General features: G+C 76.4%; 26 protein-coding genes. 13 read left to right on the top strand and 13 right to left on the bottom strand.

The features are described from left to right. Positions 1-51 precede the first annotated feature (51 nt). Positions 52-4,137 (top strand): ATP-dependent RNA helicase HrpA, encoded by a 4,086-nt coding sequence (gene hrpA / locus WAB14_RS08955; protein WP_340269241.1) that lies wholly within the window; start codon positions 52-54, stop codon positions 4,135-4,137. On the opposite strand, the gene WAB14_RS08950 is transcribed toward hrpA, so the two are convergent. Continuing rightward, positions 4,128-4,589, bottom strand: a complete 462-nt coding sequence (locus tag WAB14_RS08950; protein ID WP_340269240.1) for an SRPBCC family protein — start codon at positions 4,587-4,589, stop codon at positions 4,128-4,130. The genes hrpA and WAB14_RS08950 overlap by 10 nt on opposite strands. Continuing rightward, the gene (locus tag WAB14_RS08945) at positions 4,586-4,933 is read right to left on the bottom strand and encodes an ArsR/SmtB family transcription factor (RefSeq protein ID WP_340269239.1); all 348 of its coding nucleotides are present in this window, start codon (positions 4,931-4,933) and stop codon (positions 4,586-4,588) included. Before WAB14_RS08945 ends, WAB14_RS08950 begins: the two co-directional genes overlap by 4 nt. An 88-nt stretch (positions 4,934-5,021) precedes the next feature. Here WAB14_RS08945 and WAB14_RS08940 point away from each other — a divergent pair, with 88 nt between their 5' ends. Genes WAB14_RS08940 through WAB14_RS08930 form a run of 3 tightly spaced genes read left to right on the top strand, consistent with a single transcriptional unit; the run spans position 5,022 to position 8,574 of the window. Then, positions 5,022-5,825 carry an SDR family NAD(P)-dependent oxidoreductase gene (locus tag WAB14_RS08940; RefSeq protein WP_340269238.1) on the top strand — a complete coding sequence of 268 codons (804 nt, stop codon included), beginning with the start codon at positions 5,022-5,024 and terminating at the stop codon, positions 5,823-5,825. 40 nt (positions 5,826-5,865) lie between these two features. After that, positions 5,866-7,008, top strand: coding sequence for a YcjF family protein (locus tag WAB14_RS08935; protein WP_340269237.1), 1,143 nt, complete (start codon positions 5,866-5,868; stop codon positions 7,006-7,008). Between the two features lie 54 nt (positions 7,009-7,062). Then, a complete protein-coding gene (locus WAB14_RS08930) occupies positions 7,063-8,574 on the top strand; it encodes a GGDEF domain-containing protein (RefSeq protein ID WP_340269236.1) in 1,512 nt (503 codons plus the stop codon). Here the strand turns inward: WAB14_RS08930 and WAB14_RS08925 are convergent. The 3 genes from WAB14_RS08925 to WAB14_RS08915 are packed head-to-tail and all read right to left on the bottom strand — an operon-like array spanning position 8,561 to position 10,522. Further along, complete coding sequence (locus tag WAB14_RS08925) at positions 8,561-9,646, bottom strand: phosphatase domain-containing protein (protein WP_340269235.1); 1,086 nt, start codon at positions 9,644-9,646, stop codon at positions 8,561-8,563. The genes WAB14_RS08930 and WAB14_RS08925 overlap by 14 nt on opposite strands. Positions 9,647-9,650: 4 nt before the next feature. Continuing rightward, the gene (locus tag WAB14_RS08920) at positions 9,651-10,238 is read right to left on the bottom strand and encodes a hypothetical protein (RefSeq protein ID WP_340269234.1); all 588 of its coding nucleotides are present in this window, start codon (positions 10,236-10,238) and stop codon (positions 9,651-9,653) included. Further along, positions 10,235-10,522, bottom strand: coding sequence for a hypothetical protein (locus tag WAB14_RS08915; protein ID WP_340269233.1), 288 nt, complete (start codon positions 10,520-10,522; stop codon positions 10,235-10,237). The genes WAB14_RS08920 and WAB14_RS08915 overlap by 4 nt, the downstream gene beginning before the upstream one ends. Positions 10,523-10,589: 67 nt before the next feature. Here WAB14_RS08915 and WAB14_RS08910 point away from each other — a divergent pair, with 67 nt between their 5' ends. Continuing rightward, positions 10,590-11,570: an endonuclease/exonuclease/phosphatase family protein gene (locus WAB14_RS08910; protein WP_340269232.1), complete on the top strand. Its 981-nt coding sequence runs from the start codon at positions 10,590-10,592 to the stop codon at positions 11,568-11,570. Positions 11,571-11,589: 19 nt separating this feature from the next. Here WAB14_RS08910 and WAB14_RS08905 read toward each other — a convergent pair whose 3' ends face one another. Together WAB14_RS08905 and WAB14_RS08900 are read right to left on the bottom strand one after the other, a co-directional pair. Beyond that, entirely contained in the window at positions 11,590-12,207 is a 618-nt protein-coding gene (locus tag WAB14_RS08905) for an MBL fold metallo-hydrolase (RefSeq protein ID WP_340269231.1), read from the bottom strand. Then, positions 12,204-13,289, bottom strand: a complete 1,086-nt coding sequence (locus tag WAB14_RS08900) for an S-(hydroxymethyl)mycothiol dehydrogenase (RefSeq protein ID WP_340269230.1) — start codon at positions 13,287-13,289, stop codon at positions 12,204-12,206. Before WAB14_RS08900 ends, WAB14_RS08905 begins: the two co-directional genes overlap by 4 nt. A 90-nt stretch (positions 13,290-13,379) precedes the next feature. Between WAB14_RS08900 and WAB14_RS08895 the strand changes: the two genes are divergently transcribed. Further along, positions 13,380-14,153, top strand: a complete 774-nt coding sequence (locus tag WAB14_RS08895) for a DsbA family oxidoreductase (protein WP_340269229.1) — start codon at positions 13,380-13,382, stop codon at positions 14,151-14,153. Between the two features lie 76 nt (positions 14,154-14,229). After that, on the top strand, positions 14,230-15,117 hold the full coding sequence (locus WAB14_RS08890) for an aldo/keto reductase (protein WP_340269228.1): 888 nt from the start codon (positions 14,230-14,232) through the stop codon (positions 15,115-15,117). Positions 15,118-15,132: 15 nt separating this feature from the next. Here WAB14_RS08890 and WAB14_RS08885 read toward each other — a convergent pair whose 3' ends face one another. Genes WAB14_RS08885 through WAB14_RS08875 form a run of 3 tightly spaced genes read right to left on the bottom strand, consistent with a single transcriptional unit; the run spans position 15,133 to position 17,944 of the window. Further along, positions 15,133-16,023: a putative RNA methyltransferase gene (locus WAB14_RS08885; protein ID WP_340269227.1), complete on the bottom strand. Its 891-nt coding sequence runs from the start codon at positions 16,021-16,023 to the stop codon at positions 15,133-15,135. Beyond that, positions 15,996-16,661, bottom strand: coding sequence for a LuxR C-terminal-related transcriptional regulator (locus WAB14_RS08880; RefSeq protein WP_340269226.1), 666 nt, complete (start codon positions 16,659-16,661; stop codon positions 15,996-15,998). The genes WAB14_RS08885 and WAB14_RS08880 overlap by 28 nt, the downstream gene beginning before the upstream one ends. Then, positions 16,658-17,944 carry a PspC domain-containing protein gene (locus WAB14_RS08875; protein WP_340269225.1) on the bottom strand — a complete coding sequence of 429 codons (1,287 nt, stop codon included), beginning with the start codon at positions 17,942-17,944 and terminating at the stop codon, positions 16,658-16,660. Before WAB14_RS08875 ends, WAB14_RS08880 begins: the two co-directional genes overlap by 4 nt. Positions 17,945-18,066: 122 nt before the next feature. Between WAB14_RS08875 and WAB14_RS08870 the strand changes: the two genes are divergently transcribed. From WAB14_RS08870 to WAB14_RS08855, 4 genes are read left to right on the top strand one after another with little or no spacing between them, the layout of a single operon-like run. Continuing rightward, positions 18,067-19,341: a PspC domain-containing protein gene (locus WAB14_RS08870; protein WP_340269224.1), complete on the top strand. Its 1,275-nt coding sequence runs from the start codon at positions 18,067-18,069 to the stop codon at positions 19,339-19,341. An 11-nt stretch (positions 19,342-19,352) separates the two neighbouring features. Further along, positions 19,353-19,562, top strand: a complete 210-nt coding sequence (locus WAB14_RS08865; protein WP_340269223.1) for a hypothetical protein — start codon at positions 19,353-19,355, stop codon at positions 19,560-19,562. A gap of 17 nt (positions 19,563-19,579) precedes the next feature. Further along, positions 19,580-20,485 carry a Gfo/Idh/MocA family protein gene (locus WAB14_RS08860; RefSeq protein ID WP_340269222.1) on the top strand — a complete coding sequence of 302 codons (906 nt, stop codon included), beginning with the start codon at positions 19,580-19,582 and terminating at the stop codon, positions 20,483-20,485. A 57-nt stretch (positions 20,486-20,542) separates the two neighbouring features. Then, positions 20,543-21,415 carry an alpha/beta fold hydrolase gene (locus tag WAB14_RS08855; RefSeq protein WP_340269221.1) on the top strand — a complete coding sequence of 291 codons (873 nt, stop codon included), beginning with the start codon at positions 20,543-20,545 and terminating at the stop codon, positions 21,413-21,415. Here WAB14_RS08855 and WAB14_RS08850 read toward each other — a convergent pair. Then, positions 21,406-22,350 carry a nucleoside hydrolase gene (locus tag WAB14_RS08850; protein ID WP_340269220.1) on the bottom strand — a complete coding sequence of 315 codons (945 nt, stop codon included), beginning with the start codon at positions 22,348-22,350 and terminating at the stop codon, positions 21,406-21,408. The genes WAB14_RS08855 and WAB14_RS08850 overlap by 10 nt on opposite strands. Before the next feature lie 107 nt (positions 22,351-22,457). On the opposite strand from WAB14_RS08850, the gene WAB14_RS08845 reads away from it, so the two are divergent. Next, positions 22,458-23,483 (top strand): winged helix DNA-binding domain-containing protein, encoded by a 1,026-nt coding sequence (locus WAB14_RS08845; RefSeq protein WP_340269219.1) that lies wholly within the window; start codon positions 22,458-22,460, stop codon positions 23,481-23,483. On the opposite strand, the gene WAB14_RS08840 is transcribed toward WAB14_RS08845, so the two are convergent. After that, positions 23,467-24,234: an isocitrate lyase/PEP mutase family protein gene (locus tag WAB14_RS08840; protein WP_340269218.1), complete on the bottom strand. Its 768-nt coding sequence runs from the start codon at positions 24,232-24,234 to the stop codon at positions 23,467-23,469. The genes WAB14_RS08845 and WAB14_RS08840 overlap by 17 nt on opposite strands. Positions 24,235-24,277: 43 nt before the next feature. Here WAB14_RS08840 and WAB14_RS08835 point away from each other — a divergent pair, with 43 nt between their 5' ends. Then, the gene (locus tag WAB14_RS08835) at positions 24,278-25,168 is read left to right on the top strand and encodes an LLM class flavin-dependent oxidoreductase (RefSeq protein WP_340269217.1); all 891 of its coding nucleotides are present in this window, start codon (positions 24,278-24,280) and stop codon (positions 25,166-25,168) included. A 48-nt stretch (positions 25,169-25,216) separates the two neighbouring features. Here the strand turns inward: WAB14_RS08835 and WAB14_RS08830 are convergent, their stop codons facing one another. Then, complete coding sequence (locus tag WAB14_RS08830; RefSeq protein ID WP_340269216.1) at positions 25,217-25,879, bottom strand: hypothetical protein; 663 nt, start codon at positions 25,877-25,879, stop codon at positions 25,217-25,219. Positions 25,880-26,137 lie beyond the last annotated feature (258 nt).

Here is a 26,137-nt window from a genome sequence, read left to right as displayed (position 1 = left end):
GCGAAACGGCGTTGCCGGTGTCGTCGTGGCGAGACCTACCCTGGGCCCGACATGCCGAACCCGACGCGCACCTCCCGCCGCGGTCGCGGCCGTCGACCCGGGAGCGGCCACGGGACCGCCGAGCAGCTGGCGCAGCGCCTCGCCCGGCAGGCCGACCGGCTCGCCGCCGCACACGCGACGCTGCCACCGCTGCGCTACCCGGAGGAGCTGCCGGTCGTCGGCCGGCGCGAGGAGCTCGTCCGGCTCATCCGGGACAACCAGGTCGTCGTCGTCGCGGGCGCCACCGGGTCGGGCAAGACCACCCAGCTGCCGAAGCTCGCCCTCGAGGCGGGGCGCGGCCGCACCGGGATCGTCGGCCACACGCAGCCGCGCCGGATCGCCGCCCGCAGCGTCGCCGAGCGCCTCGCGGAGGAGGTCGGCACGCCGCTGGGCGAGCACGTCGGCTACCAGGTCCGCTTCACCGACGACACGGGCCCGAGCACGCTCGTCAAGGTCATGACCGACGGCATCCTGCTGGCGGAGATCCAGCGCGACCCGATGCTGCGCCGCTACGACACGATCGTCGTCGACGAGGCGCACGAGCGGTCCCTCAACGTCGACGTCCTCCTCGGCTACCTCCACCGCCTCCTGCCGAAGCGGCCCGACCTCCACCTCGTCATCACCTCGGCGACGATCGACCCGCAGAAGTTCGCCGACCACTTCGGCGGCGCGCCCGTCGTCGAGGTCTCGGGCCGCACGTACCCCGTCGAGATCCGGTACCGGCCCTACTCCGGCGACGAGGCCGACCCGGGCGACGACCGGGACGAGCCGCAGGCCGTCGTCGACGCCGTCACCGAGCTGCTCACCGAGGGCGACGGGGACGTCCTCGTCTTCTGCTCCGGCGAGCGCGAGATCCGCGAGGCCGTCGACGCCCTGCGTGCGCAGCTGACCGGCTCGGTGCTCGGCCTGGAGGTCCTGCCGCTGTACGCGCGGCTGTCCGCGGCCGACCAGCACCGGATCTTCGCCCCGCACACCGGCACGCGCGTCGTCGTCAGCACCAACGTCGCCGAGACCTCGCTGACCGTCCCCGGCATCCGCTACGTCGTCGACACCGGTCTCGCGCGCATCAGCCGGTACTCGGTACGGACCAAGGTGCAGCGCCTGCCGGTCGAGCCCATCAGCCAGGCGAGCGCGACCCAGCGCGCCGGTCGCTCCGGCCGCCTCGCGCCCGGCGTCGCGATCCGCCTCTACGGCGAGGCCGACCACGACGCGCGCCCGGAGTTCACCGAGCCGGAGGTGCGCCGGACCAACCTCGCGAGCGTCCTGCTCCAGCTGACGAGCCTCGGCATCGACGACGTCGAGGAGCTCGACTGGCTCGACCCGCCGGACCCGCGGCAGGTCAAGGACGGCCTCGCGCTGCTCGAGGAGCTCGGCGCGGTCCGCGAGGAGCTCGAGCAGGACGACGACGGGCGCGTCACCCGCCACCGGCGCCTCACCGACGTCGGTCGTACCCTCGCCCGCCTGCCCGTCGACCCGCGGCTGGGCCGGATGCTGCTGGAGGCGGACCGCACCGGCTGCCTCGACGAGGTCCGCGCGCTCGTCGCGGGCCTGTCGGTCGTCGACCCGCGCCAGAGACCGACGGAGGAGGGAGCGGCCGCGGCCGCCGCGGAGCAGGCCCACCGACGCTTCCGCGTCGAGCACTCCGACCTCCTCACCCTCCTCGCGCTGTGGCGGTACCTGCGCGCCCGGCGGGAGGGGCTGAGCAGCTCGGCGTTCCGGCGGCTGTGCGTCGCCGAGCACCTGCACCACCTGCGGGTGCGGGAGTGGTTCGACCTCGAGCAGCAGCTGCGCCAGGTGTGCCGGGAGGCCGGCATGCGCGCCTCCTCGGCGATCCGTCCGGGCGACGAGCCCGGCCCGGCGGCCGACGCACGCGACTTCGCGGGGTTCGAGGTCGGCGCGGCCGAGACGATCCACCGGGCGCTGCTGCCGGGCCTGCTGAGCCACGTCGGGTTCCGCGAGGGCGACGCGACGGAGTACCTCGGCGCGCGCGGCACCCGCTTCTCGATCGGGTCCGGCTCGGTCCTGCCGAGACCGCGCCCCGCGCAGAAGCGGCCCGGCCAGGCGCCGGACCGGTCACGCCGGAAGGACACGAGCCCCCGCTGGGTCATGGCGACCGAGCTCGTCGAGACGGCGCGGCTGTACGCGCGCGGCGTCGCCGCCATCGACCCCGCGTGGATCGAGCCGGTCGCCGGGCACCTCGTGAAGCGGACCTACTCCGAGCCGCGGTGGAACGCCACACGCGGCCAGGCCGAGGCGACGGAGAAGGTGACGCTCTACGGCATCCCCGTCGTCGCGGCCCGCACCGTGGGGTACGCCCGCGTCGACCCCGCGCTCAGCCGGGAGCTGTTCCTGCGGCACGCGCTCGTCGAGGGCGACACCGACGAGCGGTGGACCGCCCGGCACCGCTTCCTCGCAGAGAACGCCCGGCTCATGGCGGAGGTCCGCGAGATCGAGGAGCGCACCCGCCGCCGTGACGTCGTCGTCGACGACACCGCCGTCCTCGCCTTCTACGACGCGCGCGTGCCGGCGGACGTCGTCTCCGCCCGCCACTTCGACTCCTGGTGGAAGCAGGCGCGCCAGCAGCGGGCCGACCTGCTCACCATGACGCGGGACGACGTCCTCGCGGGCGACGCCGGACCCGGCCGGAGTCTCGTCGAGCAGTTCCCCGACCACCTCGACGCTCCCGTCCACGACGGCCGGACCGTCGCCCTGCCCGTCGCCTACCGCTTCGAGCCGGGCGCGGCGGACGACGGCGTGACGGTGAGCGTGCCGGTCGAGGTCCTGCCCGCGCTCGACGCCGACGTCCTCGGCTGGCTCGTGCCCGGCCTGCGGGAGGAGCTCGTCACCGCGCTCGTCCGGTCGCTGCCGAAGGCGCTGCGCCGCTCCTTCGCCCCGGCGCCGGACCACGCGGCCGGCGTGCTCGCGCGGGTAGCGCCCGACGGGGTGCCGCCGCGCGGCGACGTCCGCGCGGTCGTCGCCCGGGCTCTCACCGACCTCGGCGGGCCGGTCGTGCGGTCCGACGACCTCGACGTGTCGTCCCTCCCGGCGCACCTCGTGCCGCGGGTGAGGGTCGTCGACGCCGGCGGGACCGTCCTCGCCGAGGGGGCCGGGACCGCCGACGGCGTGGCGGCGCTGCGGCGCAGGCTCGCCGGTCGCGTGCAGGACCAGCTGTCCGCCGTCACCCGCGCCCTCGAGGTGACCGGGCTGGGGGAGGTGCCGGACGGGCCGGCGGTCCCCGAGGTCGTCGAACGCTCGCTCGCGGGTCACACGCTGCGCGGCTGGCCGGCGTGGGAGGACGAGGGCACGACCCTCGGGGTCCGGGTGCTGCCCTCCCGCGCGGACGCGGTCGTCCGCCACGACCGCGGCGTCCGGCGGGCCGTGCTGCTCGGCGTCGCCCCCCCGGTCCGGCAGGTCGTCGACCGGCTCGACCTCACGTCGCGGCTCGCCCTGTCGTGGACCCCCTACCGGTCGGTGCCCGACCTGCTCGCCGACTGCGTCGTGGCCGCCACCACCTCGCTGCTGCGACGGGAGCTGCCCGGGGGGACGTGGGCCGTGCGCGACGCCGCCGCCGTCCGCGCGCTGCGCGAGACGGTGCGCCAGGACCTGCCGGACGCCCTCGACGGCCTCGTCCGCACGGTCGCGCGGGTCCAGACGACGTGGCAGTCGCTCCGGGACCGGCTCGACGGTCTCGCGGGCCGTCCCGACCTCGCCGACACCGTGGCCGACGCGCGCGCGCAGCTGGCGTGGCTCGTCCCGTCCGGCTACGTGAGGACCGTCGGGGCGGACCGCATGCCCCACCTGCTGCGCTACCTCGCGGCGGTGGAGCGCCGCCTCGACGCGGCCTCGCAGGACCCCACCCGCGACCTGCGGCTGCTCGACGAGAAGGTCCTGCCCGCATACGACGCCTACCTCGACGTCGTCGACACGCTGCCGGACCGCGCCGCGGTCCCGGCGGACCTGCTCGACGTGCGGTGGATGGTCGAGGAGCTGCGCGTCAGCGTCTTCGCCCAGCAGCTCGGCACCGCGCACCCCGTGAGCGAGAAGCGGATCCGCTCCGCGCTCGCCGCGTGGCAGGCCGGCGCCGCACGTCAGGGCTGAGCGGCGCGCACCGCCTCCGCGAGGGGACCGCGCAGGAGCGAGCGCCAGCCGAGGTCGAGGAAGGCACGCGTGAGGACGCTCCGGGGGTGGCGGCGGAATCCGGCGTGGACGAGCTCGAGGACGGTCCCGCCCGATCCGTCCGGGCGCAGGGTCCACGTGACCGTCGTGACGTCCGGGTCGTCGTCGGCCTGCCACCGGTAGACGAACCGTCGCGGCTCGTCGGCCTCGAGCACCGTGCCGCGCACGCGACCCGACCACCCGCGGGGGTGCTCCTCGACGAGGCGGAACCGGGTGCCGACGACGGGGCGCAGGTCGTCGGTCCGCATGAACCAGCGGCTGACGAGGTCCGCTCGGGTGAGCGCGGCCCACACCGCCTCCGGCGGGTGCGGGTAGCGGCGTCGTCGCCGGATCGTCGTGAGCCCGGCGCGTGCCTCGGGTGCCGTGGTGGTCATCGGTCCTCCGTCTCGGGGTCGTGCGGTGGGATGAGGTCGGGGCGGGCGAGGAGCGCGTCGAGGGCGTCGAGCCGCTCGTCCCAGAAGCGCGCGTACGTCAGCACCCAGTCCGCGACCTCCTTGAGGGGGCCGGGGGTGAGCCGGTAGCGCCTCGCGCGGTCGGTGTCGTCGACCGCGACGAGCTCGGCCTGCCGCAGCACGGCGAGGTGCTGGGACAGCCCGCCCTTGGTCATGGGGAAGTGGCGGTGCAGGTCCTGGAAGCCGGCGGGGCCGTCCTGGAGGAGCTCGAGCACCCGGCGGCGGGTCGGGTCGCCCACCGCCCGGAAGACGAGCTGCGTTGTCATGTGTTCAGTGAACACTAAACGCATGAGACGCGCAACACCCGCGCCGGTGCGTGCATCGACGGCGCAGCCCCCGGGTACGGCGACGGTCATGACGGACGCCGCACTGTCCCGCCCGCTCGCCCTCGTCACCGGCGCCTCCAGCGGCATCGGCCTGGAGGTGGCGAAGCAGCTCGCCGCCCTCGACCTCGACCTCGTCGTCACGGCGGAGGACGCCGCCGGCCTCGAGCTCGTCGCCGAGGGCATCAGCTCGGCCGGCACCGCCGTGCACAGCGTGACCGCGGACCTGCGCCGCCCCAGCGAGGTGGACCGGCTGTGGTCGGAGGTGCAGCGCCTCGGCCGGCCGCTGGGCGTCGCGGTCCTCGACGCCGGCGTCGGCGTGGGCGGGGCCTTCGTCGACACCGACCTCGCCGACGAGCAGGCCGTCATCGACCTCAACGTCTCCTCGACCGTCCGCCTCGCCAAGCACGTCGTCCGTGACATGGCCGGACGCGGCACCGGCCGCGTCATGCTGCTGTCGTCGGTCGCCGCGACGGTCCCGGGGCCCTTCCAGGCGGTCTACAACGCGTCGAAGGCGTTCACGCACTCCTTCGGCGAGGCGCTCCAGGAGGAGCTCGCCGACACCGACGTCACCGTGACGCTGCTCGTGCCGGGGCCGACGGACACCGAGTTCTTCGAGCGGGCGGGGCTCGAGGGCACCGCCGTGGGCGAGAGCGACAGCAAGGACGACCCGGAGGAGGTCGCCCGCCGCGCGGTCGAGGGCCTCCTCGACGGCGAGAAGGTCGTCGCCGGGACCCCGAAGGTCGGGCTGCAGACGTTCGCCACGCGCTTCCTGCCCGAGAAGGCCAAGCAGAAGGCGCACCGGAGGATGTCCGAGCCCGGCAGCGCCGGCTGACGGACGTGCGCCGCGCACCGGGCGTGGCACGCTGGCGCGCATGACCCCCGGCGACGACGGCTTCCGCACGGCCTTCGCCGGGGAGACGGAGGCGCTCGGCCGCATCACGATCCTCGTGCTCGGGCGCACGGGCGTCGGCAAGAGCACCCTCGTCAACGCGGTCTTCGGGGAGTCGCTCGCCGAGACCGGCATCGGCCGGCCCGTCACGCAGGCGAGCCACCTGTACGCGCGGGAGGGGCACGGCGTCGCGGTCGTCGACACCAAGGGCCTCGAGCTCGGCACCGACGCCGAGCAGCTCGTCGGCGAGCTCCGCGACCTCGTCGCCCACTCCCGCACGCGTCCCCCGCACGAGCAGGTGCACGTCGCGTGGTTCTGCCTGCAGGCGGCGGACCTGCGGGTGCAGGACAGCGAGCGCGCGGTGCTCGAGGCGCTCCGCGAGCTCGGGGTGCCGACGGTCCTCGTCATGACCCGGGTGGGCCTGCACCAGGGCCGCACCCACCCGGACGTCGTCGCCTTCGCCGCCGCCGTCGAGGCCATGGGCCTGCCGGTGGTCGACGGGCGCGCCCACCCCGTCATGGCGCAGGCCGACCCGTTCAGCGGCTTCCCCGCGCACGGGCTGCCCGAGCTGCTGGAGGTCACACGCCGCGTCGCGCCCGAGGGGGTGCGCGCGGCGCTGGTCGCCGCCCAGCGCGTCGACGCCGACGCGAAGGCGAAGGAGGCGGGAAAAGCCGTCGCCGCCGCGGCCGCCCAGGCCGCCGCGGTGGCGGCCACCCCGATCCCGTTCGCTGACGCCGCCGTCCTCGTGCCGATCCAGCTGCGGATGATGAGCCGCATCGCGCTGCTGCACAACGTGCCGATGGACCGGGCGACGATGCTCGCCCTCGCCTCCGTCGCGGCGACGACCGGCGCGGGCCGCTCGCTCACCACGGGGCTGCTCAAGCTCGTCCCCGGCGCCGGCACCCTCACCGGCGGTGTCGTGGGCGCGAGCGTCGCCTCGGGCGTGACGATGGCGATGGGCGCCGCCTGGATCCAGGTGTGCCGCCGCTACGGCCGCGACGGGCTCGTCGACGGCGTGGCCCTCGCGAGCGGCGAGGTGCGCGACCTGTTCCTCCGCGAGCTGCGCTCGGCGCTGCCGGGCGGGCTCGGGGGCCGTCGGAGCGCACCGCACGAACGGCTCAGGTGAGGCGGCCCCCCGGCCGATGACGAGGTGCGGGGGTTTCCGGTGGGAGGAGGTGCGATGACCGAGCTGCTCGGGCAGCCGGTGGTGGACGGGGTTCCGCTCCTCGTCTTCTTCCTGCTCGCAGCACCTGTCACCGCCGCCCTCAGCCGAAGGCCCCTGCGCCTCGTCGGCTTCGGCGGCGCCATGGTGTTCTCCCTCGACAGCGCGGTCCTCGCGCTCGTGCTGTGGGCCGGCCTCACGGCCGTCGCCCAGGCGGGGACAGAGACCTCGGCCGTCCTCGTCGGCTTCCTCGCGTGGCTGCCGTGGATCGGCGGGTACGCCGCCGCCGAGCTGCTCACGCGCGAGCGACGCACCGCCGTCCGGCTCTACAACGTCTTCCTGTCCGCGGTCGCCGCCGCCCTGTTCGTCGTCGCGGCCCTCGCCTCGCGCGCGGGCGTCGCGTCGCTGCTCACCGGCGACCCGTCCCCCGCGGGCGTCGGGCCCTGGGACCTCGCGGCGGTGGTCGCCGCGAGCGCGGCGTACGTCGCGACCGACCTCGTCCTCACGTCCCTCTGGGTCGTCCGGCTCGAGGGCGGGCGCCTGCTCGACACGCTGCGCGACCCCGCCGGCGGCGTCGCGATGGTGACGGTCCTCGCGGTCAACGCGACCGCCGTGCTCGCGGCGCTCGTCCTCACGTGGACCGCGTGGGGCCTGCTGCTGCTCGTGCCCGTCGCCGTCGCCCTCGTCCTCACGACGCGGACGAGCACCCTCGCCCTCGCCGAGCACGCCCGCTCCCAGGCGATGTACACCGCAGCCGCGGGCTGCCAGACCGCGACGACGGTCGACGACGTCGTCGCCACCGTGACGGCGGCGGCCGAAGCGGCGACCGCGGCGCCCGCAGCGGTGCAGCAGGAGCCGCCGACCGAGGAGCAGGAGGGGAGCTTCGTGGCGGTGGGCGACGACGTCCGCTGGCTCGTCGTCGGTCCCCGGGCCAACCGCCACCTGTTCACCGACGAGGACCGCACCGTGGTGGCGACCCTGGCCGCGCTCTGCGAGCAGACCATGTCGCGCCTGCGGGCCCTGGAGGACGTGCGCTGGCTCGCGGAGCACGACACCCTCACCGGACTGCTCAACCGGGGCGCGTTCATGGCGGCGGCGGCGGAGGGCGCGGGGGCCGGCTCCGCGATGCTGTTCTGCGACGTCGACCGGTTCAAGGCGGTGAACGACACGTTCGGTCACGCGGCGGGCGACGCGCTCCTCGTCGCGCTGGCGCGCTGCCTCGAGGAGGTCGTCGGCGCCGAGGGCGTGGTCGGGCGGATCGGGGGCGACGAGCTCGTCGTGTTCCTCCCGGACACGACGGCGGAGCGCCTCGAGGTGATCGCGTCCACGATCGTGGCCGCCGCGCAGGTCCCCCTGGCGGCGGTCGGCGAGGGGCTCGGACTCGGCCTCAGCGTGGGCGTCGCCGCTGTCGCGGAGCTCGCACCCACCGCCCGGGCCCGGTCGCAGGAGGAGCTGACCGAGGCGCTGCTCGACGGCGCCGACGGTCGCATGTACGCGAGCAAGGGCGGGCGGGACCTCAGCCGTCGCTGACGCCGCTGCCCCCGGGGCCGCGACCCCAGGGCCGGGCGCCCAGCGCCGCCTCGAGGAGCCGCAGCAGGCTCGTCCCGTCGGGCGCGGCCACCACGGGCACGCCCGCGACCTCCTCGGTCTCGGAGCCCCCGGGGTGGCTCGCCGGGACGACCTGCCGGACGGCGACCGCGACGACCCGGTCCGGCCGCTCCTCGGCCAGCGCCCGGTACAGGTGCGGGTCGTGCTCACCGTCGTCCCCGACGAGCAGCCAGCGGGTACGCGGCATCTCCTCGAGCAGCCGGCGCAGCGACCCGGCCTTGTGCGCCTGTCCGCTGCGGAACCACGCGTCCGGCCGGAACCCCCACTCGGTCATGAGGAGCGGCCCCGGGGGGAAGTCGTGACGGGCGAGGAACCGCGACACCGGACCGGCGAGGTTCCACGGCCCGTTGCTGAGGTACACGACGGCCGGGTGGTCCTGGCCCTCCACCGCGGCGCGCAGCAGGGCGGCCATCCCCGGCACGGCCTCGCGGCCGGTGGAGCCTCGGGCGAACGTGCGCCACGCGGCCTTGAGCGGGTGCCGGATGCCGGTGACCCAGGCGGTGTCGTCGATGTCGCAGACGACGCCCAGGCCGCCGTCGGCGAAGGCGTGGACCACCTCCACGGCCGCGTCCCTGGCACCGACCCGCAGGTGCGCGCGGGCCCGGCCCGGTGGGACGTCGTGGGTGACGGTTGCGTCGAGGAGCCCGCCGGTCCCGCTGCGCAGGCGGTGGTGCGTGCGGTCGCTGCTGCCCTCGACGGTGACGTCGACCTCGGCTCCCGGCTGCTCGAGGGTGAGCAGCCGCCGCCAGCCCGGCACCCCGACGACCTCGTTCGGGACCACGCCTGGCGCCGCGAGCAGGACGCGCGCGAGGACCCGGACGCGGCCGGCGGCCGCGTACCCCGGGTACGTGTGGACCGCGGGGGTCCAGCCCGCGCGGCGGGCGACGCGCGACAGCAGGGCGGTCGCCCGCTGCTCGCCGAGGAACGCCGCCCGCTGCGCACGCCGCCCCAGTCCGCGCAGCACGGGGGTCGGGTCGGGGACGGCTCGCGGCACGGGCTCACCCTGCCCATCCGCCGGCCCGCCCGCCAGGTGAGGCGCGCGCGGACGCGACGACGGCGTCGAAGACCGGGAGGACGCTCGCGCGCAGCGCCACCAGCGGCGTCGCGAACGCGAGGACGGCGACGTGGCCGGGGTCGTCGTCGGGGCCGGACAGGCTGACCCAGTAGTCGACCGCGAGCAGCGGGAGAGCGACGTCGGGCGCGGTGGCGGGACGTTCCGCCACGCGCCGTGCGACGCGCCCGGCCGCGACGACCGCGTGCTCGACGCCGTCGGGCGGCGGCCCGGTGCCGGGGACCCCCGCGGGCTCGACGGTCACGACGAGCGACCCGGGCAGCGGACACACCCGGTCCGGGCGCGGGGCGGCGACGGCGAGCTCCTGGGCGCCGCCGCGGGCGGCGGTGTCGGCCGCGCGCCGCAGCTCGGACCGGACCTGCTCGCGAGCCGGTCCCGGCAGCGACGGTCCGCGCCGGGGCCGGGCGACGAGAGCGTCGACCGCACGGCGTCTCACTCCGTCCGGCCGAAGCGGGACCCGACGCCACCCCCGCGGCAGGGCGAGCGTCACCCGCGGGACGTGCTCGCCGCTCACGAGCGACCCCGCAGCGCCGCCGCCAGCTCGCTGTCGAGCCCCTCGAAGGTCTCACCGGCCACGGCGGCGGCCTCGGCGAGGGCGGCGATCCCGTCGAGCACCTCCTCGCGGCGGCGACGCCACGAGCGGGTGAGGTCGAGGAGCGCCTCGGCGAGCCCCTCGTGGCCCACTGCCTCGGCCACGACGTGGGAGTGCACGGTCGCGGCGTCGAGCTCGGTGGCGACGACCCGCAGCGCCGCCCCCGTGTCCCGCAGCACGTCGGTGTCGACGTCGAGGTCCGCCACGACTGCCCCTTCCCGCGTGCCGCACGGCACGCTCGTGGTCGTGACAGGTGCGGGCGACGGGCGAGGCGTGACCCGCAGCCGCCTCGCCCGCGGCGTCGCCGTCGCGCTGCTCGTCGTCGCGGCCCCCGTCACCCTGGCGCGGCTGCTGGGGTCCGTCGGGCTCGACACCGTCACGCCGTCGGTCCAGCTCGTCGGGCTCGCCCCGCTCGCCGGGGCCGTCCTCCTCGTCGCGCTCGCGGCGGCGGTCGTGGCCCCTGTCGGTCGCCGGCTGGTGGTCGTCCTCCTCGTCGCCGTCGCGCTCCACGCCGGGTGGGCGCTCGCCCCCCTCGTGGCGGACCGGCTCGGGCCGGAGAGCGACCGCGGCGACGCGGTGGTGCTGCGGCTGCTGAGCGTCAACGCCCGCTTCGGCAACGCGCACGCCGACGAGGTCGTCGCGCTCGTCCGCGACCTCGACGTGGACGTGCTCGCCGTGCAGGAGCTGACGGCTCCCCTGGCGGGCGACCTCGGCCGGGCGGGCCTCGCCGAGCTGCTGCCGCACGAGGTCGCGGTGCGGGTCCCCGGCGCGGCGGGCGCCGCGACCTTCAGCCGGTGGCCGCTCACCGCCCTCGGTGCGCCGTCGACGACGTTCACGACCCTCGTCACGGAGGTCGCGGTGCCAGGTGCAGCCGAGGGCGTCACCGTCGTCAACGTCCACACGTGGCCGCCGCTGCCGGGCACGGTCGAGCGGTGGCGGCGGGACCACGCCCTCCTCCGGGGAGCCGTCGCCGACCTGCCGGGCCGCGTCGTCGTGGCCGGTGACCTCAACGCGACCCGCGACCACTCCGCGATGCGGGCCCTGCTGCGGGCCGGGGACCTCGCCGAGGTGGCCGACGGCCGCGCCTGGGCGCCGACGTGGCCCGCCGACCAGCCGTTCCCGTCGGTGCTGCGGCTCGACCACGTGCTCGCCGGACCGGGCGTCGCCCCGACCGGACCCGCGACGGCCCACCGGGTCGTCGGGAGCGACCACCTGGCCGTCGCCGCGGACCTCGTGCTCGACGCGTCGCCGTGACGCCCGGGCGGTGAGGCGCTCAGCGACCGAGCGCCGCCGCCTCCGCACCGATCGTCGTGCTGTCGCCGTGCCCGGTCCGGACCACCGTGTCGTCCGGCAGCGCGAACAGCCGGGAGCGGATCGACGCCTCGATGGTCGGTCGGTCGCTGAAGGACCGGCCGGTCGCGCCGGGTCCCCCCTGGAACAGGGTGTCCCCGCTGAGGACGGTGTGCAGCGCCGGCACGTGGAGGCACACCGAGCCCGGGCTGTGGCCGGGGGTGTGGACGACGCGGACCTCCTCGCCCGCGACCCGCAGCACGTCGCCGTCGGCGAGGTCGGCGTCCCACCGCAGGTCCCCGTGGGTGAGCCGCCACACGGGCTCGTCGGCAGGGTGCAGGAGCACCGGAGCACCGAACCGGGCGCCCGCGGCCGGGGCGTACCGGCAGTGGTCGTCGTGGGCGTGCGTGCACACGACCGCCGCCACGGTGCGGGCCCCCACGAGGAACGCGACGGCGTCGAGGTCGTGGGCGGGGTCGACGACGAGGCACTCGTCGTCGTCGCCGAGGACCCACACGTTGTTGTCGACGTCGAACGTCCCGCCGTCGAGGCTGAAGGTGCCGGACGTGACGGTCTGCTCGACCCGGAAGGCGCCGCTCACAGGACCACCACGGACCGCAGGACGTCGCCGGAGTGCATGCGGTCGAACGCGGCCTCGACGTCCCCCAGGCCGATCGTCTCGGTGACGAACCCGTCGAGGTCGAACCGCCCCTGCCGGTACAGGTCGACGAGCACCGGGAAGTCGCGGTCGGGCAGGCAGTCGCCGTACCACGAGCTCTTGAGCGCGCCGCCGCGCCCGAAGACGTCGAGCAGCGGCAGCTCGAGGCGCATGTCGGGAGTGGGGACGCCGACGAGGACGACGGTCCCGGCGAGGTCGCGGGCGTAGAACGCCTGCTCGTAGGTCTCCGGCCGCCCGACGGCGTCGATGACGACGTCCGCCCCGAACCCGCCGGTGAGCTCCTTGATCGCCTCGACGGTGTCGGCCTGCGACGCGTCGACGGTGTGGGTGGCGCCGAACCCCTTCGCCCACTCGAGCTTGCGGGGGTCGCGGTCGACGGCGATGACGGTCCGTGCGCCGACGAGCGCGGCGCCCGCGACCGCGGCCGAGCCGACCCCGCCGCAGCCGATGACGGCGACGGTGTCGCCGAGCCGCACCCCGCCGGTGTGGACGGCGGCGCCGAACCCGGCCATGACGCCGCAGCCGAGGAGACCGGCCGCGGTCGCCGGTGCCTCGGGGTCGACCTTCGTGCACTGCCCGGCCGCGACGAGCGTCTTCGCCTGGAAGGCGCCGATGCCGAGGGCGTTCGACAGGACCGTGCCGTCGGCGAGGGTCATGGGCTGCCGCGCGTTGTGGGTCGCGAAGCAGTACCAGGGCCGCCCGCGCCGGCAGGCGCGGCACTGCCCGCACACCGCCCGCCAGTTGAGGACGACGAAGTCGCCCTCGGCGACGCTCGTCACGCCCTCGCCGAGCGCGCTCACGACCCCCGCGGCCTCGTGACCGAGCAGGTAGGGGAAGTCGTCGCCGATCCCGCCCTCGCGGTAGTGGAGGTCGGTGTGGCACACACCGCACGCCTGGACGTCGACGACGACCTCGCCCGGCCCCGGGTCCGGCACGACGACGGTCTCGAGCGAGACCGGCTCCCCCTTCGCGCGTGCGACGACTCCGGTGACCTCGTACGGCATGGGTGTCTCCCTCGACGGTGGGCATGCGGGTCCCCGCATCCTGCCGCAGGCGACGGAAGACGTGCGCGGGCGGGAGGGTTGTCATGCTGCGTGACGGAGAACAGCGGTCCCCTGACGGTCGAGGTGTGGTCGGACGTCGTCTGCCCCTGGTGCTACATCGGCAAGCGGCACCTGGAGGAGGCGGTCGAGACGGTCGGCGCCGACGTGCGTGTCGTGTGGCGCTCGTTCCAGCTCGACCCGTCCGCCCCGCGCCCGGGCGAACCCGGTCACGGCACCGACGTCGCGACGTACCTCGGGCAGAAGTACGGCGGCGGCCGCGAGGCCGGGCTGCAGATGAACGCGCGCGTCACCGAGGTCGCGGCCCGCGCGGGCCTCGACTTCCACCTCGAGCACGCCGTCCGCGGCAGCACCGCCGACGCCCACCGGCTCCTCCACCTCGCGGCGACGCTCGACGCCACCGGCGAGCACGGGCTGCAGGACCGCACGAAGGAGCGGTTCCTGCGCGCCTACTTCACCGAGGGGCAGGACGTGTCGCAGCCGACCGTGCTCCGCGCGCTCGCGGCCGAGGTCGGGCTGCCCGCCGACCAGGTCGACGACGTCCTCACCGGGACCCTGTTCGCCCGGGACGTGCTGCTCGAGCAGCAGCAGGCGGTCGCGTACGGGGCGAGCGGTGTCCCCTTCGCCGTCGTCGACGGCCGCTACGGCGTCTCCGGGGCTCAGCCGGTCGAGGTGTTCGCCGAGGCCCTCCGGCGTGCGCTGGCCGACCGCGCGCCGCAGCTCGTCACCGTCAGCGGCTCGCAGGACGGCGAGGCGGACGCCGAGGTGTGCGGGCCCGACGGCTGCGCCGTGCCGGAGCGTCCGTGACGCGCGTGCGGTATTCCCACGACCGGTGTCGTGAGCGCCACGTTCCGCCGGCGGCAGGGACGGGAACACCACACGCATGACCATCACCACCACGCGCACCATCGGGTCCGTCACCGTGTCCGCGATCGGGCTGGGCGGCATGCCGATGTCGATCGAGGGCCGTCCGGACCGCGAGCGCAGCATCGCGACGATCCACGCGGCACTCGACGAGGGCGTCACGTTCATCGACACCGCCGACGCCTACCACCTGCACGCCGACGAGGTCGGCCACAACGAGGAGCTGATCGCCGAGGCGCTGCGCAGCTACGGCGGCGACACGAGCGACGTCCTCGTGGCGACGAAGTCCGGGCACCTGCGCCCGGGGGACGGCTCGTGGACGCTCGACGGCCGGCCCGAGTACCTGAAGGAGGCCGCGAAGGCGTCCGCGAAGCGGCTCGGCGTCGACGCGATCGGGCTCCACCAGTTCCACCGTCCCGACCCCGACGTCGCGTACGCGGACTCCGTCGGGGCGCTCGTCGAGCTGCTCGACGAGGGTGTCATCCGTATGGCCGGCGTCTCCAACGCCGACCCCGACCAGATCCGGCAGGCGAACGACCTCCTCGGCGGACGCCTCGTCAGCGTGCAGAACCAGTTCTCACCCGCGTTCCGCAGCAGCGAGCCCGAGCTCGACCTGTGCACGGAGCTCGGGATCGCGTTCCTGCCGTGGAGCCCGCTCGGCGGCATCGCGAAGGCGGCGGAGCTCGCCGGCTCGCTCGAGCCGTTCGCCGAGGTCGCCCGCGACCACGACGTCACCCCGCAGCAGGTGACGCTCGCGTGGCTGCTCGCGAAGTCGCCGGTCGTCGTGCCGATCCCCGGGTCCAGCCGTCCGGAGACCGCACGCGCCTCGGCGGCCGCCGCGTCGCTGACGCTCACCCCGGACGAGGTCGCGCGTCTCGACGCCACCCAGCCGCCCTCGGGCGACTGACGCCCCGGCGGCGGGTCAGCGCCGGACGAGCGTCGAGACGGTGACGGCGACCACGTCGTCCACCGTCTCGCCGCGCTCGGCCCACGTCCGCAGGAGGTCGTCGCGGGCCGGGGCGGGGTGCCACGCGTTCGGGCCCATCGCGACGACGTCCGTCGCCTGGCCCGCCGACCACGTGACCTCCGTGCGGACGTGCGCGCGGTCGACGGGTGCGAACCCCGGGGACAGGCGCTCGGCGAGGCGGTCCGGCTTGCCGGCGGGGACGTCGAGCAGGTCGAGGCGTGACCGCAGGGCGACCAGGTGGTCCGGCTCGGGCGTCACCACGACGAGCCGTGCGCCGGGCGCGCACACCCGCGCGAGCTCGTCCGTCGTCGGCAGGGGCGCGAAGAGCGCGACCGCCGCGCCGACGCTCGCGTCGCGGAGCGGGAGCGGCCTCGTGAGGTCGGCGCCGACGGCCGCGAGCCGGGGGTGCGCCCGCGCGGCGCGCCGCAGGGCGGGCACCGACAGCTCGAGCGCCACGCCTGTCCGGGTGGGCGTCGCGTCGAGCACCACCGCCGTGTGGTGCCCGGTCCCGGCACCGAGGTCGACGACGAGCCCGTCGGGTCCGGAGGGCGGTCCGTGGGACGCGACGACGTCGGCGAGCGCTGCCGACACGACGCCGTAGGCGCCCGAGGAGAGCACCCGCTCGCGCGCCGCGACCATCTCGGCGGTGTCGGGGCGCAGCCGCGTCCCGCCCCGCAGCAGGACGACGTGCCCCTGCCGCGCGACGTCGAACGCGTGACCCGCCCCGCACAGCAGCACAGCGGGCGAGCCGTCGACGAACGCGAGCGGGCGCGCGCACACCGGGCACGCGAGGTCCCCCGCGACGTCGGCGAGGGCGCTCAGAGCATCCGCCGTTCCGCCGCCCACCGCGTGAGCTCGTGCCGTGACGACAGCTGGAGCTTGCGGAGCACGCTCGAGACGTGCGTCTCGACCGTCTTGACGGAGATGAAGAGGTCGGCGCCGACGTCCTTGTACGAGTAGCCGCGCGCGATGAGGCGCATCACCTCCTGCTCGCGGGCCGTCAACCGGTCGAGCTCGTCGTCGACGGCGGCGACGTCGGCGGCGCCCGTCCCGAACGCGTCGAGGACGAAGCCGGCGAGTCGCGGGGAGAACACGGCGTCGCCGTCGGCGACCCGGCGGACGGCGTCGGCGAGCGCGTCCCCGTCGACGGACTTCGTCACGTACCCGCGGGCGCCCGCGCGGATGACGCGGATGACGTCCTGCGCGGCGTCGGACACCGACAGGGCGAGGAACCGGACGGGCCGGTCCTCGGAGGTGCGCGTGGCCCCGCAGCGGCGCAGCACCTCCGCCCCGCCGCCGCCCGCCCCGCCGGGCAGGTGGACGTCGAGCAGCACGACGTCGGGTCGCAGCGCGGTGACGACGGCGACCGCCTCGTCGACGTCGCCGGCCTCGCCCACCACGTGGAGGTCCGGGGCCAGGTCCCGCAGCTCGGAGCGGACGCCGGTGCGCACCATCCGGTGGTCGTCGACGAGCACGAGCCTCATGTCGCCTCCTGCCTGGGCTGCGCTGCGACCGGCAGGTCGAGCGACACCTCCGCGCCCCCGCTCGGGCCGCGGCGGACGGTCGCGCGACCGCCCGCGCGGGCCATCCTGCCGATGACGGACTCCCGCAGCCCGAGGCGGTCGTCGGGCACGTCGTCGAGGTCGACACCGTCCCCGCCGTCGCTCACGTACGCCGAGACCGCACCGTCGCGGACCTCGACGTACACGCGGACCGGCGGGCGGCCGTGCCGGACGGCGTTGAGCGCCGCCTCCCGGAGGGCGAGGACGAGCGGCTCGACGGCTGCGTCGCACGGCCGGTCGCCCACGACGACGACGTCGACGGGGACCGCGTGGGCGTCCTCGACCTCGCCGACGGTCCGGGCGACGACGTCGGCGAGGGACCCCTCGACCGTCCCGGAGCCTGCCGCGCGCGGGCCGTAGAGCCAGCCGCGGAGGTCGCGCTCCTGCGAGCGGGCGAGGCGGGCGACCTCGACGGGGTAGTCGCTGCGGCGCTGGATGAGCGCGAGGGTCTGCAGCACGGAGTCGTGGAGGTGGGCGGCGATGTCGGCGCGCTCCTGCTCGCGCACGCGCGCGGCCCGTTCCTGCTCGGCGCGCCGCCACAGCCGCAGCACCCACGGGGCGAGCACGAGGCCGCCCCCGACGAGCACGGAGACCGCGGCGAGGACCGCGGGGCGGACGGCGTTGGCCTCGACGCCGGTGAGGGCGAGCAGGAGCAGGCCGGTGAGGGCGAGCCCGCCACCGACGACCAGGCGCAGCGCGCCCTGCGGGGTGCCGCCCGTGGCGCCCGCGACCCAGCGGGACCGGTCGTCCCGGTCGAGCTGGGTCCACAGCACGACGACCCCGACGGCCGCGAGGCCGAGCGGCAGGACGGTGCCGACGGGCACGTCGACCCCGAGCCGGGACGCGAGGACGGCGGCACCACCGAGCAGCAGCGCCGTGCCCCACAGGAGGAGGGCGAGGGACTCGACGTCGGCGAGCCGTCGCCGCGGCGGCGGACGGTCGGCGTCCCGCTCGCGGTCGGGCGCGGGTCGCGGGTCGCCGGGCACGACGACGCTGAGGACGAGGTACGCGAGCAGCCCGGCGCCGCCGGCGAGCGCGGCCACGACGAAGCCGACCCGGACCGCCGCGACGGGCACGCGCAGGTGCTCGGCGGTCCCGGCCGCGACCCCGGTGAGGAGCCGCCCTGTCGCGGGGCGGCGCAGCGGTGGACGCGGCGCGGCGGGCGCGCGCTCGTCCTCTCGCTGGTTCTCCACGTCACCGGGCACGGGCCCATCCTCCCGCTCGGGCGGTCGCCGCGGACCAGGGACGGCCCGGGTCCCCGGCTCCGGGTCGGGATCAGGGGTGTCCCCGATGCGTCCGGGGCGGCGCTCCCGCGACGATCACCGGCATGGACGACACGAGCCCGACCGCCGGCCCCGCCGCCGGACCGACAGGCGGGCCGACCGGCGGGCCCGCGCCCGGGACCCGGCCCGGCCCCCTCGAGCAGCTGTGGGACGCGATGCGCCGCACGGGGGTGCGGCGACCGCTCGACGACCGCTGGCTCGGCGGGGTGTGCTCGGGCACGGCCCGGCGGCTCGGGGTCGACCCCACGCTGCTGCGGGTGTCGCTCGTCGCGCTCACCCTGCTCGGCGGCGTCGGGGTGGCGGCGTACGCGGTCGCCCTCGTGCTGCTGCCGGACCACGACGGCCGCATCGAGCTCGAACGCGCGGCCCGCGGGGACCTCACGGGGACCACCGTCGGTGCCGTCGCGCTGCTCCTCGTCGCGGCACTGCTGCCCGGTCCGTGGGAGCTGCTGCGCGGCGGGCCGCTGCTCGACCCCCGCGACCTCGTCGGGGCGCTCGTGCTCGGGACGCTCCTCGTCGTCGGGCTCGCGTTCCTGCCGCGCCTGGCCGGGACGACGGCGCCCGGACCGACCCCCGGACCGGCGCCGGCCGCGCCCGGAGCCGCCCCGACGGACGCGTCACCGCCCCCGCCGGCTCCGGTCCGTGCGCCCGCCCCGCCGCCGGTGCCCGCGCGACCCGGCCCCGGCCCGGTGCTGTCCGCGGCCGTGACGGGCGCCGCGCTCGTCGTCGCCGGCGCGGCGTGGCTCGCCACCGAGCTCGGGTACCTCGACGGCCGCCCCCACGTCGTCGCCCTCAGCGCCGCGATCACCCTGCTCGGCGGCGCGATCGTCGCCCTCGGCGTCATGGGGCGCCGGGACGGCGCGGTCGGCGGGGCCGCCGCGCTCGCGATCGTCGTCGCGGTCCTCCTGCTGCTCGTGCCGAGCTGGCGGACCGTGCAGGTGGCGGGTGACGTCACGTGGCGGCCCGTCGAGGTCTCGGACGCGTCCCGTGGCGGGGCCCTCGGCCTCGGGGACGCCGTCCTCGACCTGTCGTCGCTCGACGTCCCGGCCCGCAGCGCGACGGCCGGCGGCCCGGTCGAGGTGCCGGTCCGCGTGGGCCTCGGGGAGCTCGTCGTGCGCGTACCGGACGGCCTCGACGTCCGCGTCGACGCCGGGGTGCTCGTCGGGTCCGCCCTCGTGGGCGAGGAGCCGGAGGCCGCCGACGAGGCCGGGGTCGGCCTCGACCGGGTCCTGCGCACCGGCAGCGACTCACCGGACGTCGTCGTCGACGCCCGCATCCTCGTCGGCACCGTCCGGCTCGTCGAGACCCCCGCCCCGTGAAGGAGACAGCCATGCCCAGCGCCCCGTCCGGACCCGCCGTCGGCACCGTCGTGTGGGGGGTCGTCGTCCTCGCGGTCGGGGTGCTGCTCGGCGCGCGTGAGGTGGTCGACCTGCGCGTCGACGTGTCCCTGGCCGTCCCGGTCGGCATGGTGGTCGCCGGCGTGCTGCTCGTGGTCGGGGCGGTCGTCTCGAACCTGCGGCGCGACCGTCGCGACGCCTGAGCGGCACGGGAGGCACCATGCGCGTCGGTCTCGTCGGGACCGGGTACTGGGCGGCGGAGGTGCACGCGCCCGCGGTCGTCGCCGCCGGCCACGAGCTCACCGCGGTGTGGGGGCGCGACGCCGGGAGGGCGGAGGCGCTCGCGAGTCGGCACGAGGCCGGTGCGTTCGCCGGCGAGGACCGGCTCGACCCGTTCCTCGACGGCGTCGACGCCCTCACCTTCGCGGTCCCACCGGACGTGCAGGCGCCCATCGCCGTGCGGGCGGCACAGGCGGGTCGTCACCTCCTGCTGGAGAAGCCGACGGGGCTCTCGGTCGAGCAGGCCGACGGGGTCGCCGACGCGGTCGAGGCGGCCGGGGTCGCCTCCGTCGTCTTCTTCACGGCCCGGCACACACCGGCGGTCGCGGACTGGCTCGACGGGCTCCGTGCGCGGGGCGGCTGGACCGGTGCGCACGGCGCGTGGCTGGGGTCGATCTTCACGGACGGCAGCCCGTTCGGAGCGAGCCCGTGGCGGCACGAGCACGGCGGCCTGTGGGACGTCGGCCCCCACGCGCTGTCGGTCCTCGTGGGGGCGCTAGGGCCGGTGACGTCGGTGTCCGCGGTCCGCGGTCCCGGCGACACGGTCCACCTCGTGCTCCGCCACGGCGACGGGCAGGACGCGCCGTCGAGCACGGCCTCGGTGAGCCTCACGGTCCCGCCGGACGCCGCCGCCCTGCGGTGCGAGGTGTACGGGCAGCACGGTTGGACCTCGATCCCCGCCGACCACGGGACGACGGCGGTCGAGGCGCTCGGTCACGCGCTGAGGGCGCTGGAGCAGGCCGCGCGAGGCGGGCAGCCGCACCCGTGCGACGCGCGGTTCGGCGCCGACGTGGTGCGGGTGCTCGCGGCCGCCCAGGAGCAGCTCGACCAGAACACGCCGGGGTGAGTGTGCATCCGTGACCGGCATCGGCGGCGTGTCGCGGTCATGGGTGCAGAGTCACCGATGAGTTCGCAGCCGGCCGCCGGTCAGACGGGCATGACGACCCTGGCTGTCCCCGGCGCCTCCCTCCGGTACGAGGTGCACGGGGAGGGACCCCTGCTCGCCCTCGTGGGGCACCCCATGGGGATCGACGACCTGCGCGGGCTCGCCCGGGCGCTCGCCGGCTCCCGCACCGTGCTGCTCCACGACCCCCGCGGGTTCGGGGGCAGCCCGCTCGTCGACCCCTCCGACGACGCCGACCCGGCCGTCCTCGCCGACGACCTCGCCGCTCTCGTCCGGGAGGCGGGCGGCGGGCCGGTCGAGGTCGTCGGCACGAGCGGCGGGGCCGTGACAGCACTCGCGTTCGCCCAGCGCCACCACGACCTCGTGGCCGCCGTCGTCGCGCACGAGCCACCGCTCGTCGGCGTCCTGCCGGACGAGGCGGAGCTGCGGGCGCGGACCGACGAGGTCGTCCGGATCCTCCACGAGCAGGGGCCCGGGCCCGCCTTCGGTGCGTTCATGGCGCTCGCGGGGTTCGACGGACCGCCTGCCCCCGACGACGAGCCCGACGAGCAGCCGGACGAGGGGCAGCCGCCGTCGGAGGAGGAGATGGCCGCGGGGTACCGGATGCTCGCCCACGGTCTGGTCCCGATCTGCACGTGGGAGCCGGACGACACCGCCCTGCGGGCCGTCGACGGCCGCCTCGTCCTCGCCGGCGGCGCCGACTCCGCGCCGACACAGCTGGCCAGGCGGGCCCCGGAGGCGCTGGCGTCGCGGCTCGGCGCGGTGTTCGTCGAGCTGCCGGGCGACCACGCGCCCTTCGTCGAGCGGATGGGCGGCGACCCCGCGCCGTTCGCCGCCGCCGTCCGCGACGTGCTCGACCGCGCTCAGCGGTAGGACGCGACCGCCGCCAGCAGCCGGTCGAGGAACCGGTCACGGTCGAGGCCCTGCGCGACGTCGGCGTTCGGCGCGCGGCCGGTGTACCCGTCGAGGTCGACGACGGTCGCGCCGGCCGTCCAGCGGCCCTCGGTCTCCACCACGAGGTGCGCCCGGACGGTCGGGACGAGCGTCGGGTCGAGCACGCGCGCGACCGCCACGGGGTCGTGCAGCGGCGGGTCGGGCATGCCGAATGCCTCGCGGTAGGTGTCGGCGAAGAACGTCATGAGTCCCGCGCACGTCCGCGCCACGGTCGTGCCCATCGCCTCCAGCCGGTCGACGACGTCGCGCGTGACGAGCGCCTGGTGCGTGGTGTCGAGCCCGACCATCGTGAACGGCACGCCGCTGTCGAGGACCTCCTGCGCGGCCTCGGGGTCGTTCGCGGCGTTCGCCTCCGCGTACGGGGTGATGTTGCCGCGGCCGGTCGACCCGCCCATCCACACCACGCCCGCCATCCGCTCCCGCAGGGCCGGCTCGGCGCGCAGGAGCAGCGCGACGTTCGTGAGCGCCCCGGTCGCGACGACGGTGACGGGCTCGTCGCTGTCGCGCAGCGTGCGGGCGAGCAGGTCGACGGCGTGCCCGGGAGCCGGGTCGAGCACCGGTTCGGGCAGCTCCGGGCCGTCGAGACCGGTCTCGCCGTGGATGTCCGGCGCGAGCCGCAGCGGCCGCGTGAGGGGCGCGTCCGCGCCGCGGGCGACCGGGACGTCGGTGATGCCCGCGAGCGTGCAGACGGCGAGGGCGTTGCGCAGGCACTTGTCGACGGTCTGGTTCCCGTGGACGACCGTGACGGCGCGCAGGTCGACGGCGGGGTCGGCGTGGGCGAGGAGCAGGGCGAGCGCGTCGTCGTGACCGGGGTCGCAGTCGAGGACGATCGGGACGGGGTGGTCCGACGGCATGGCGCGAGGCTAGGCCCCGCGGTGAGAGGGGGATCTCGCCCGGGACACGCCGGTCCTCCCGGGACAGATCCACCTCTCGCTGTCGGGGGGGGCGGCAGGGTGGGGCCGTGGACCCGAAGGAGGTGGCGCTGCTGCGGCTCGTCGCGCAGGGGCTCGTGCCCGGCGAGCGGTCGCCCGTCGACGCCGTCCGTCACCTGCTCGCGCTCCAGGGGCAGGACCTGCCCGGGGTGCTCCGGTCCGTCGCGCTGCGGTCGACCCCGGGCACGACGACGGACGACGTCGCCGCCGCGCTGGACGACGGACGCCTCGTGCGCACGTGGCCGCTGCGCGGGACCCTCCACGTCGTCGCGACCGACGACGTGCGGTGGCTGCTCGCCCTCACCGGCGAGGCGCAGCACGCCCGCGCCCGCCGCCGCTTCGACGAGCTCGGCCTCGACGCCGCGCAGGCCGCCCGGGCCCTCGACGTGGCGCGTGAGGCCCTCGCCGGTGACGGCCTCACGCGGGACGCGCTGCTCGCCGCGTGGGTGGCCGGAGGGGTCCCGACCGACGGGCAGCGCGGCTACCACCTCCTCGCCCACCTCGCCCAGGCCCGGGCGGTCGTGTGGGGTGCGACCACGCGGGCCGACGACGGTCGGGTCACCGGGCAGCGGCTGCGCCTGCTCGACGAGGTCGCACCGCCCGACGACCGCACCGACGACCGCGAGGCGCTGCTCGCCCGCCTCGCCGAGCGCTACCTCCGCTCCCACGGTCCGGCGAGCGTCCTCGACCTCGCCCGCTGGTCCGGGCTCGGCGTCCGCGAGGTCCGGAGCGGTGTCGCGCAGGTGCGGGACGGCCTCGAGCGCGTCGAGGTCGACGGCGTCGAGCAGCTCATGGACCCCACGACGCCGGAGCGTCTGGCGGCGCTGAGGGATCAGGCGCGCGGTGAGCTGCGCCTGCCCGGCTTCGACGAGCTCGTGCTGGGCTACGCCGACCGGTCGGCCACGCTCGCCCCCGAGCACGCGACTGCCGTGGTGCCGGGCGGCAACGGCGTGTTCCGCCCCACGGTGGTGCGCGAGGGCCGTGTCGTCGGCACGTGGCGGCCCGGTTCCCGGGGCCGGGACCCGGTCGTCGAGCCGTTCAGCGCCAGGGCGTGACGAGCTCGGTGATCGTCTCGGTGAGCGCCGCCTGCAGCAGCGGCCCGAACGTGATCCGGTGCACGCCGAGCGCCTTCAGCTCCTCGCGGCTGCCCGCCATGCCGCCCGTGACGGGGTGAGCGGTGAGGTTGAGGGGCCCGGACAGGCCGTCGAGGAGCGTCCGCACGCTCGCCGCGTCGGGCACCCGCACGGGGTACACGCACCGGGCGCCGGCGGCCTCGCACGCCTGCAGCCGGGCGAGGGCCTCGGCGAGCGGGTCGTCGAACACCGCGACGCTCCCGACGTAGGCGTCGGTGCGGGCGTTGATCACGAGCTCGACGCCGGCGGCGTCGGCGGACGCCCGGATCTCGCCGATGTAGTCCGCGTGCTCCTGCCGCTCCCGCAGCCTGCCCTGCGAGTGGACGGTGTCCTCGATGTTGATGCCGACGACGCCGGCGTCGAGCACCCGGTCGACGAGCTCGGCCGCGGGTGTGTCGTAGCCGGACTCGGCGTCGAGGGTCACCGGCACGTCGACGGCGTCGGCGATGCGGCGGGCCCCCTCGAGGGCGTCGGCGAGCGTCATGCCCTCGTTGTCGCGCTGGCCGCGCGAGTCGGCGAGCGGGTGGCTGCCGACGCTGATCGCGGGGAACCCGGCGGCGACGACGGCCCGGGCGGACCACGCGTCCCACACGGTCGGCAGGACGAGCGTCGTCCCGGTGTGGTGGAGGCGGAGGAGCTCGGAGGCGCGGTCGGCGACGTCGGGTCGGCTCATGTCCCGGATCGTGCCAGCCGCTGCGGCCCCTAGCCTGGCGAGGGTGCGCGTCGGTGTCGTCATCCTCCCGCAGCAGCGCTGGGCCGAGGCGGCCGCGACGTGGCGTCGCGCCGAGGAGCTCGGGTTCGACCACGCGTGGACGTACGACCACCTGTCGTGGCGCTCGCTGCGCGACGAGCCGTGGTTCGCGACCGTCCCGACGCTCGTCGCCGCCGCCACCGTCACCTCGACGATCGGGCTCGGCACGTGGGTCGCGAGCCCGAACTACCGCCACCCCGTGCCGTTCGCCAAGGAGCTGATGAGCCTCGACGACATCAGCGGCGGTCGGTTCGTGCTCGGTGTCGGGTCCGGCGGGGCGGGCTTCGACGCGACCGTCCTCGGGCACGAGGCGCTGTCGCCGCGGGATCGCGCCCGCCGCTTCGAGGACTTCGTCACGCTCCTCGACCTGCTGCTGCGTCAGCCCGCGACCACGTGGCGCGGGCACCACTACGCCGCGCACGAGGCGCGCATGGTGCCGGGCGGCCCGTCCTCGCCACGGCTGCCGTTCGCCGTCGCCGCCAACGGCCCGCGCGGCATGGCCCTCGCTGCCCGGCTCGGCGACGGCTGGGTGACGACCGGGCCGCCGCGCGAGAAGGGCGACGACGGCCCGGACGCGCTCGAGCACTGGTGGCGTGGCGTGGGCCAGATGTGCGCGCGGTTCGACCGGGCCCGGGACGCCGCGGGACGCCGGCGCGGGGAGCCGCGGCGGTACCTCAGCGTCGACGTCGGGCGGTACGCCCTCGCCTCCCTCGACGTCTTCCTCGACACCTACGAGCGGGCGCACGCGCTCGGGTTCACCGACGTCGTCACCCACTGGCCGCGACCGGACGGGGTCTACGCGGGCGAGGAGTCGGTGCTCGAGGCCGTGGCGGACCGGCTGCCCGGGTTGCGCTGACCGCGGCCCGGCGCCGTCCCGGCCGGGACGGCGCCGGCTGTGCGTGCCTCAGCCGGTGAAGTCGGCCCGCGCCGGGACCGGCGTCGCGACCGGGGCGCTCCCGGTGTCGTCCACGTCGAGACACGCGAGCCCCTCGCGGACGATCGCGAACACGGGACTGTCGTACCCGTCGTACGGCAGCGGCCCGAGGTACTCCTCGAGGTCGTCCCAGAGCTCGTCGTGGAGACGGAGCGCCTCCGCATACGCCCCGTCGATCAATTCCACGAGCTCGGCGACCCGCTCCACGTCCTCGGTCGGCTCCGCGTCCTCGTCCGCCAGGCGCTGCTGCTCGTCGGCGAGCCACTCGGCCACGAGGTCGCGGCGCGCACCGAGCCCGCCGGTCGACGTGCCCGTGATGGCCTCGGCCTCCTGCAGCGCCGGCTCCCACTTGTCCCACTCCGCGTCGATCGCATCGAGGCCCGCCTCGAGGAGCGCCGCCACCTCGTCCCGGTTCTCGAGGAGGTTGTCGTACGCCTGCTCACCGAGGGTGCCCCTCACCGTCCCCTCGACGCCGCGGTCCTCGGGCGCGGGGCAGACCCCGGGGAAGGGGACGGGGTCGTCCGCGGCGGCGGAGGCCGGGACGAGCGAGGCGCTGCCCAGGCCCGCGGCGACGACGCCGGCGCAGACGAGGGACAGGACGCGGCCGGTGAGACCGCGCGGGCGAGACGACATGATCGGGTTCCTTCCCAACGATGCGACAGGGGTCGCACGGCACGGCGCCGCTCGTCCCCCTGAGCAGGGCAAACGTACCCCGCGACGACCCGAGTCGGACCTGGTTGTCGTGCCCCGATGCACAACCGTGACACCGGGTCCCCCGAGCGGTCCACGGCGCGGACCGGGAAGCGTGGCTCAGCGTCGGGCGTTACCCTTGTGCACGGATTCACAAGCCCTGAGCGACGGCGCTCCCCAGCCCATGCGGCCGGGCGCGAC

The organism is Aquipuribacter nitratireducens, from assembly GCF_037860835.1.
GTDB lineage: Bacteria > Actinomycetota > Actinomycetes > Actinomycetales > JBBAYJ01 > Aquipuribacter > Aquipuribacter nitratireducens.
This window is presented reverse-complemented; position numbering and strand designations above follow the sequence as displayed.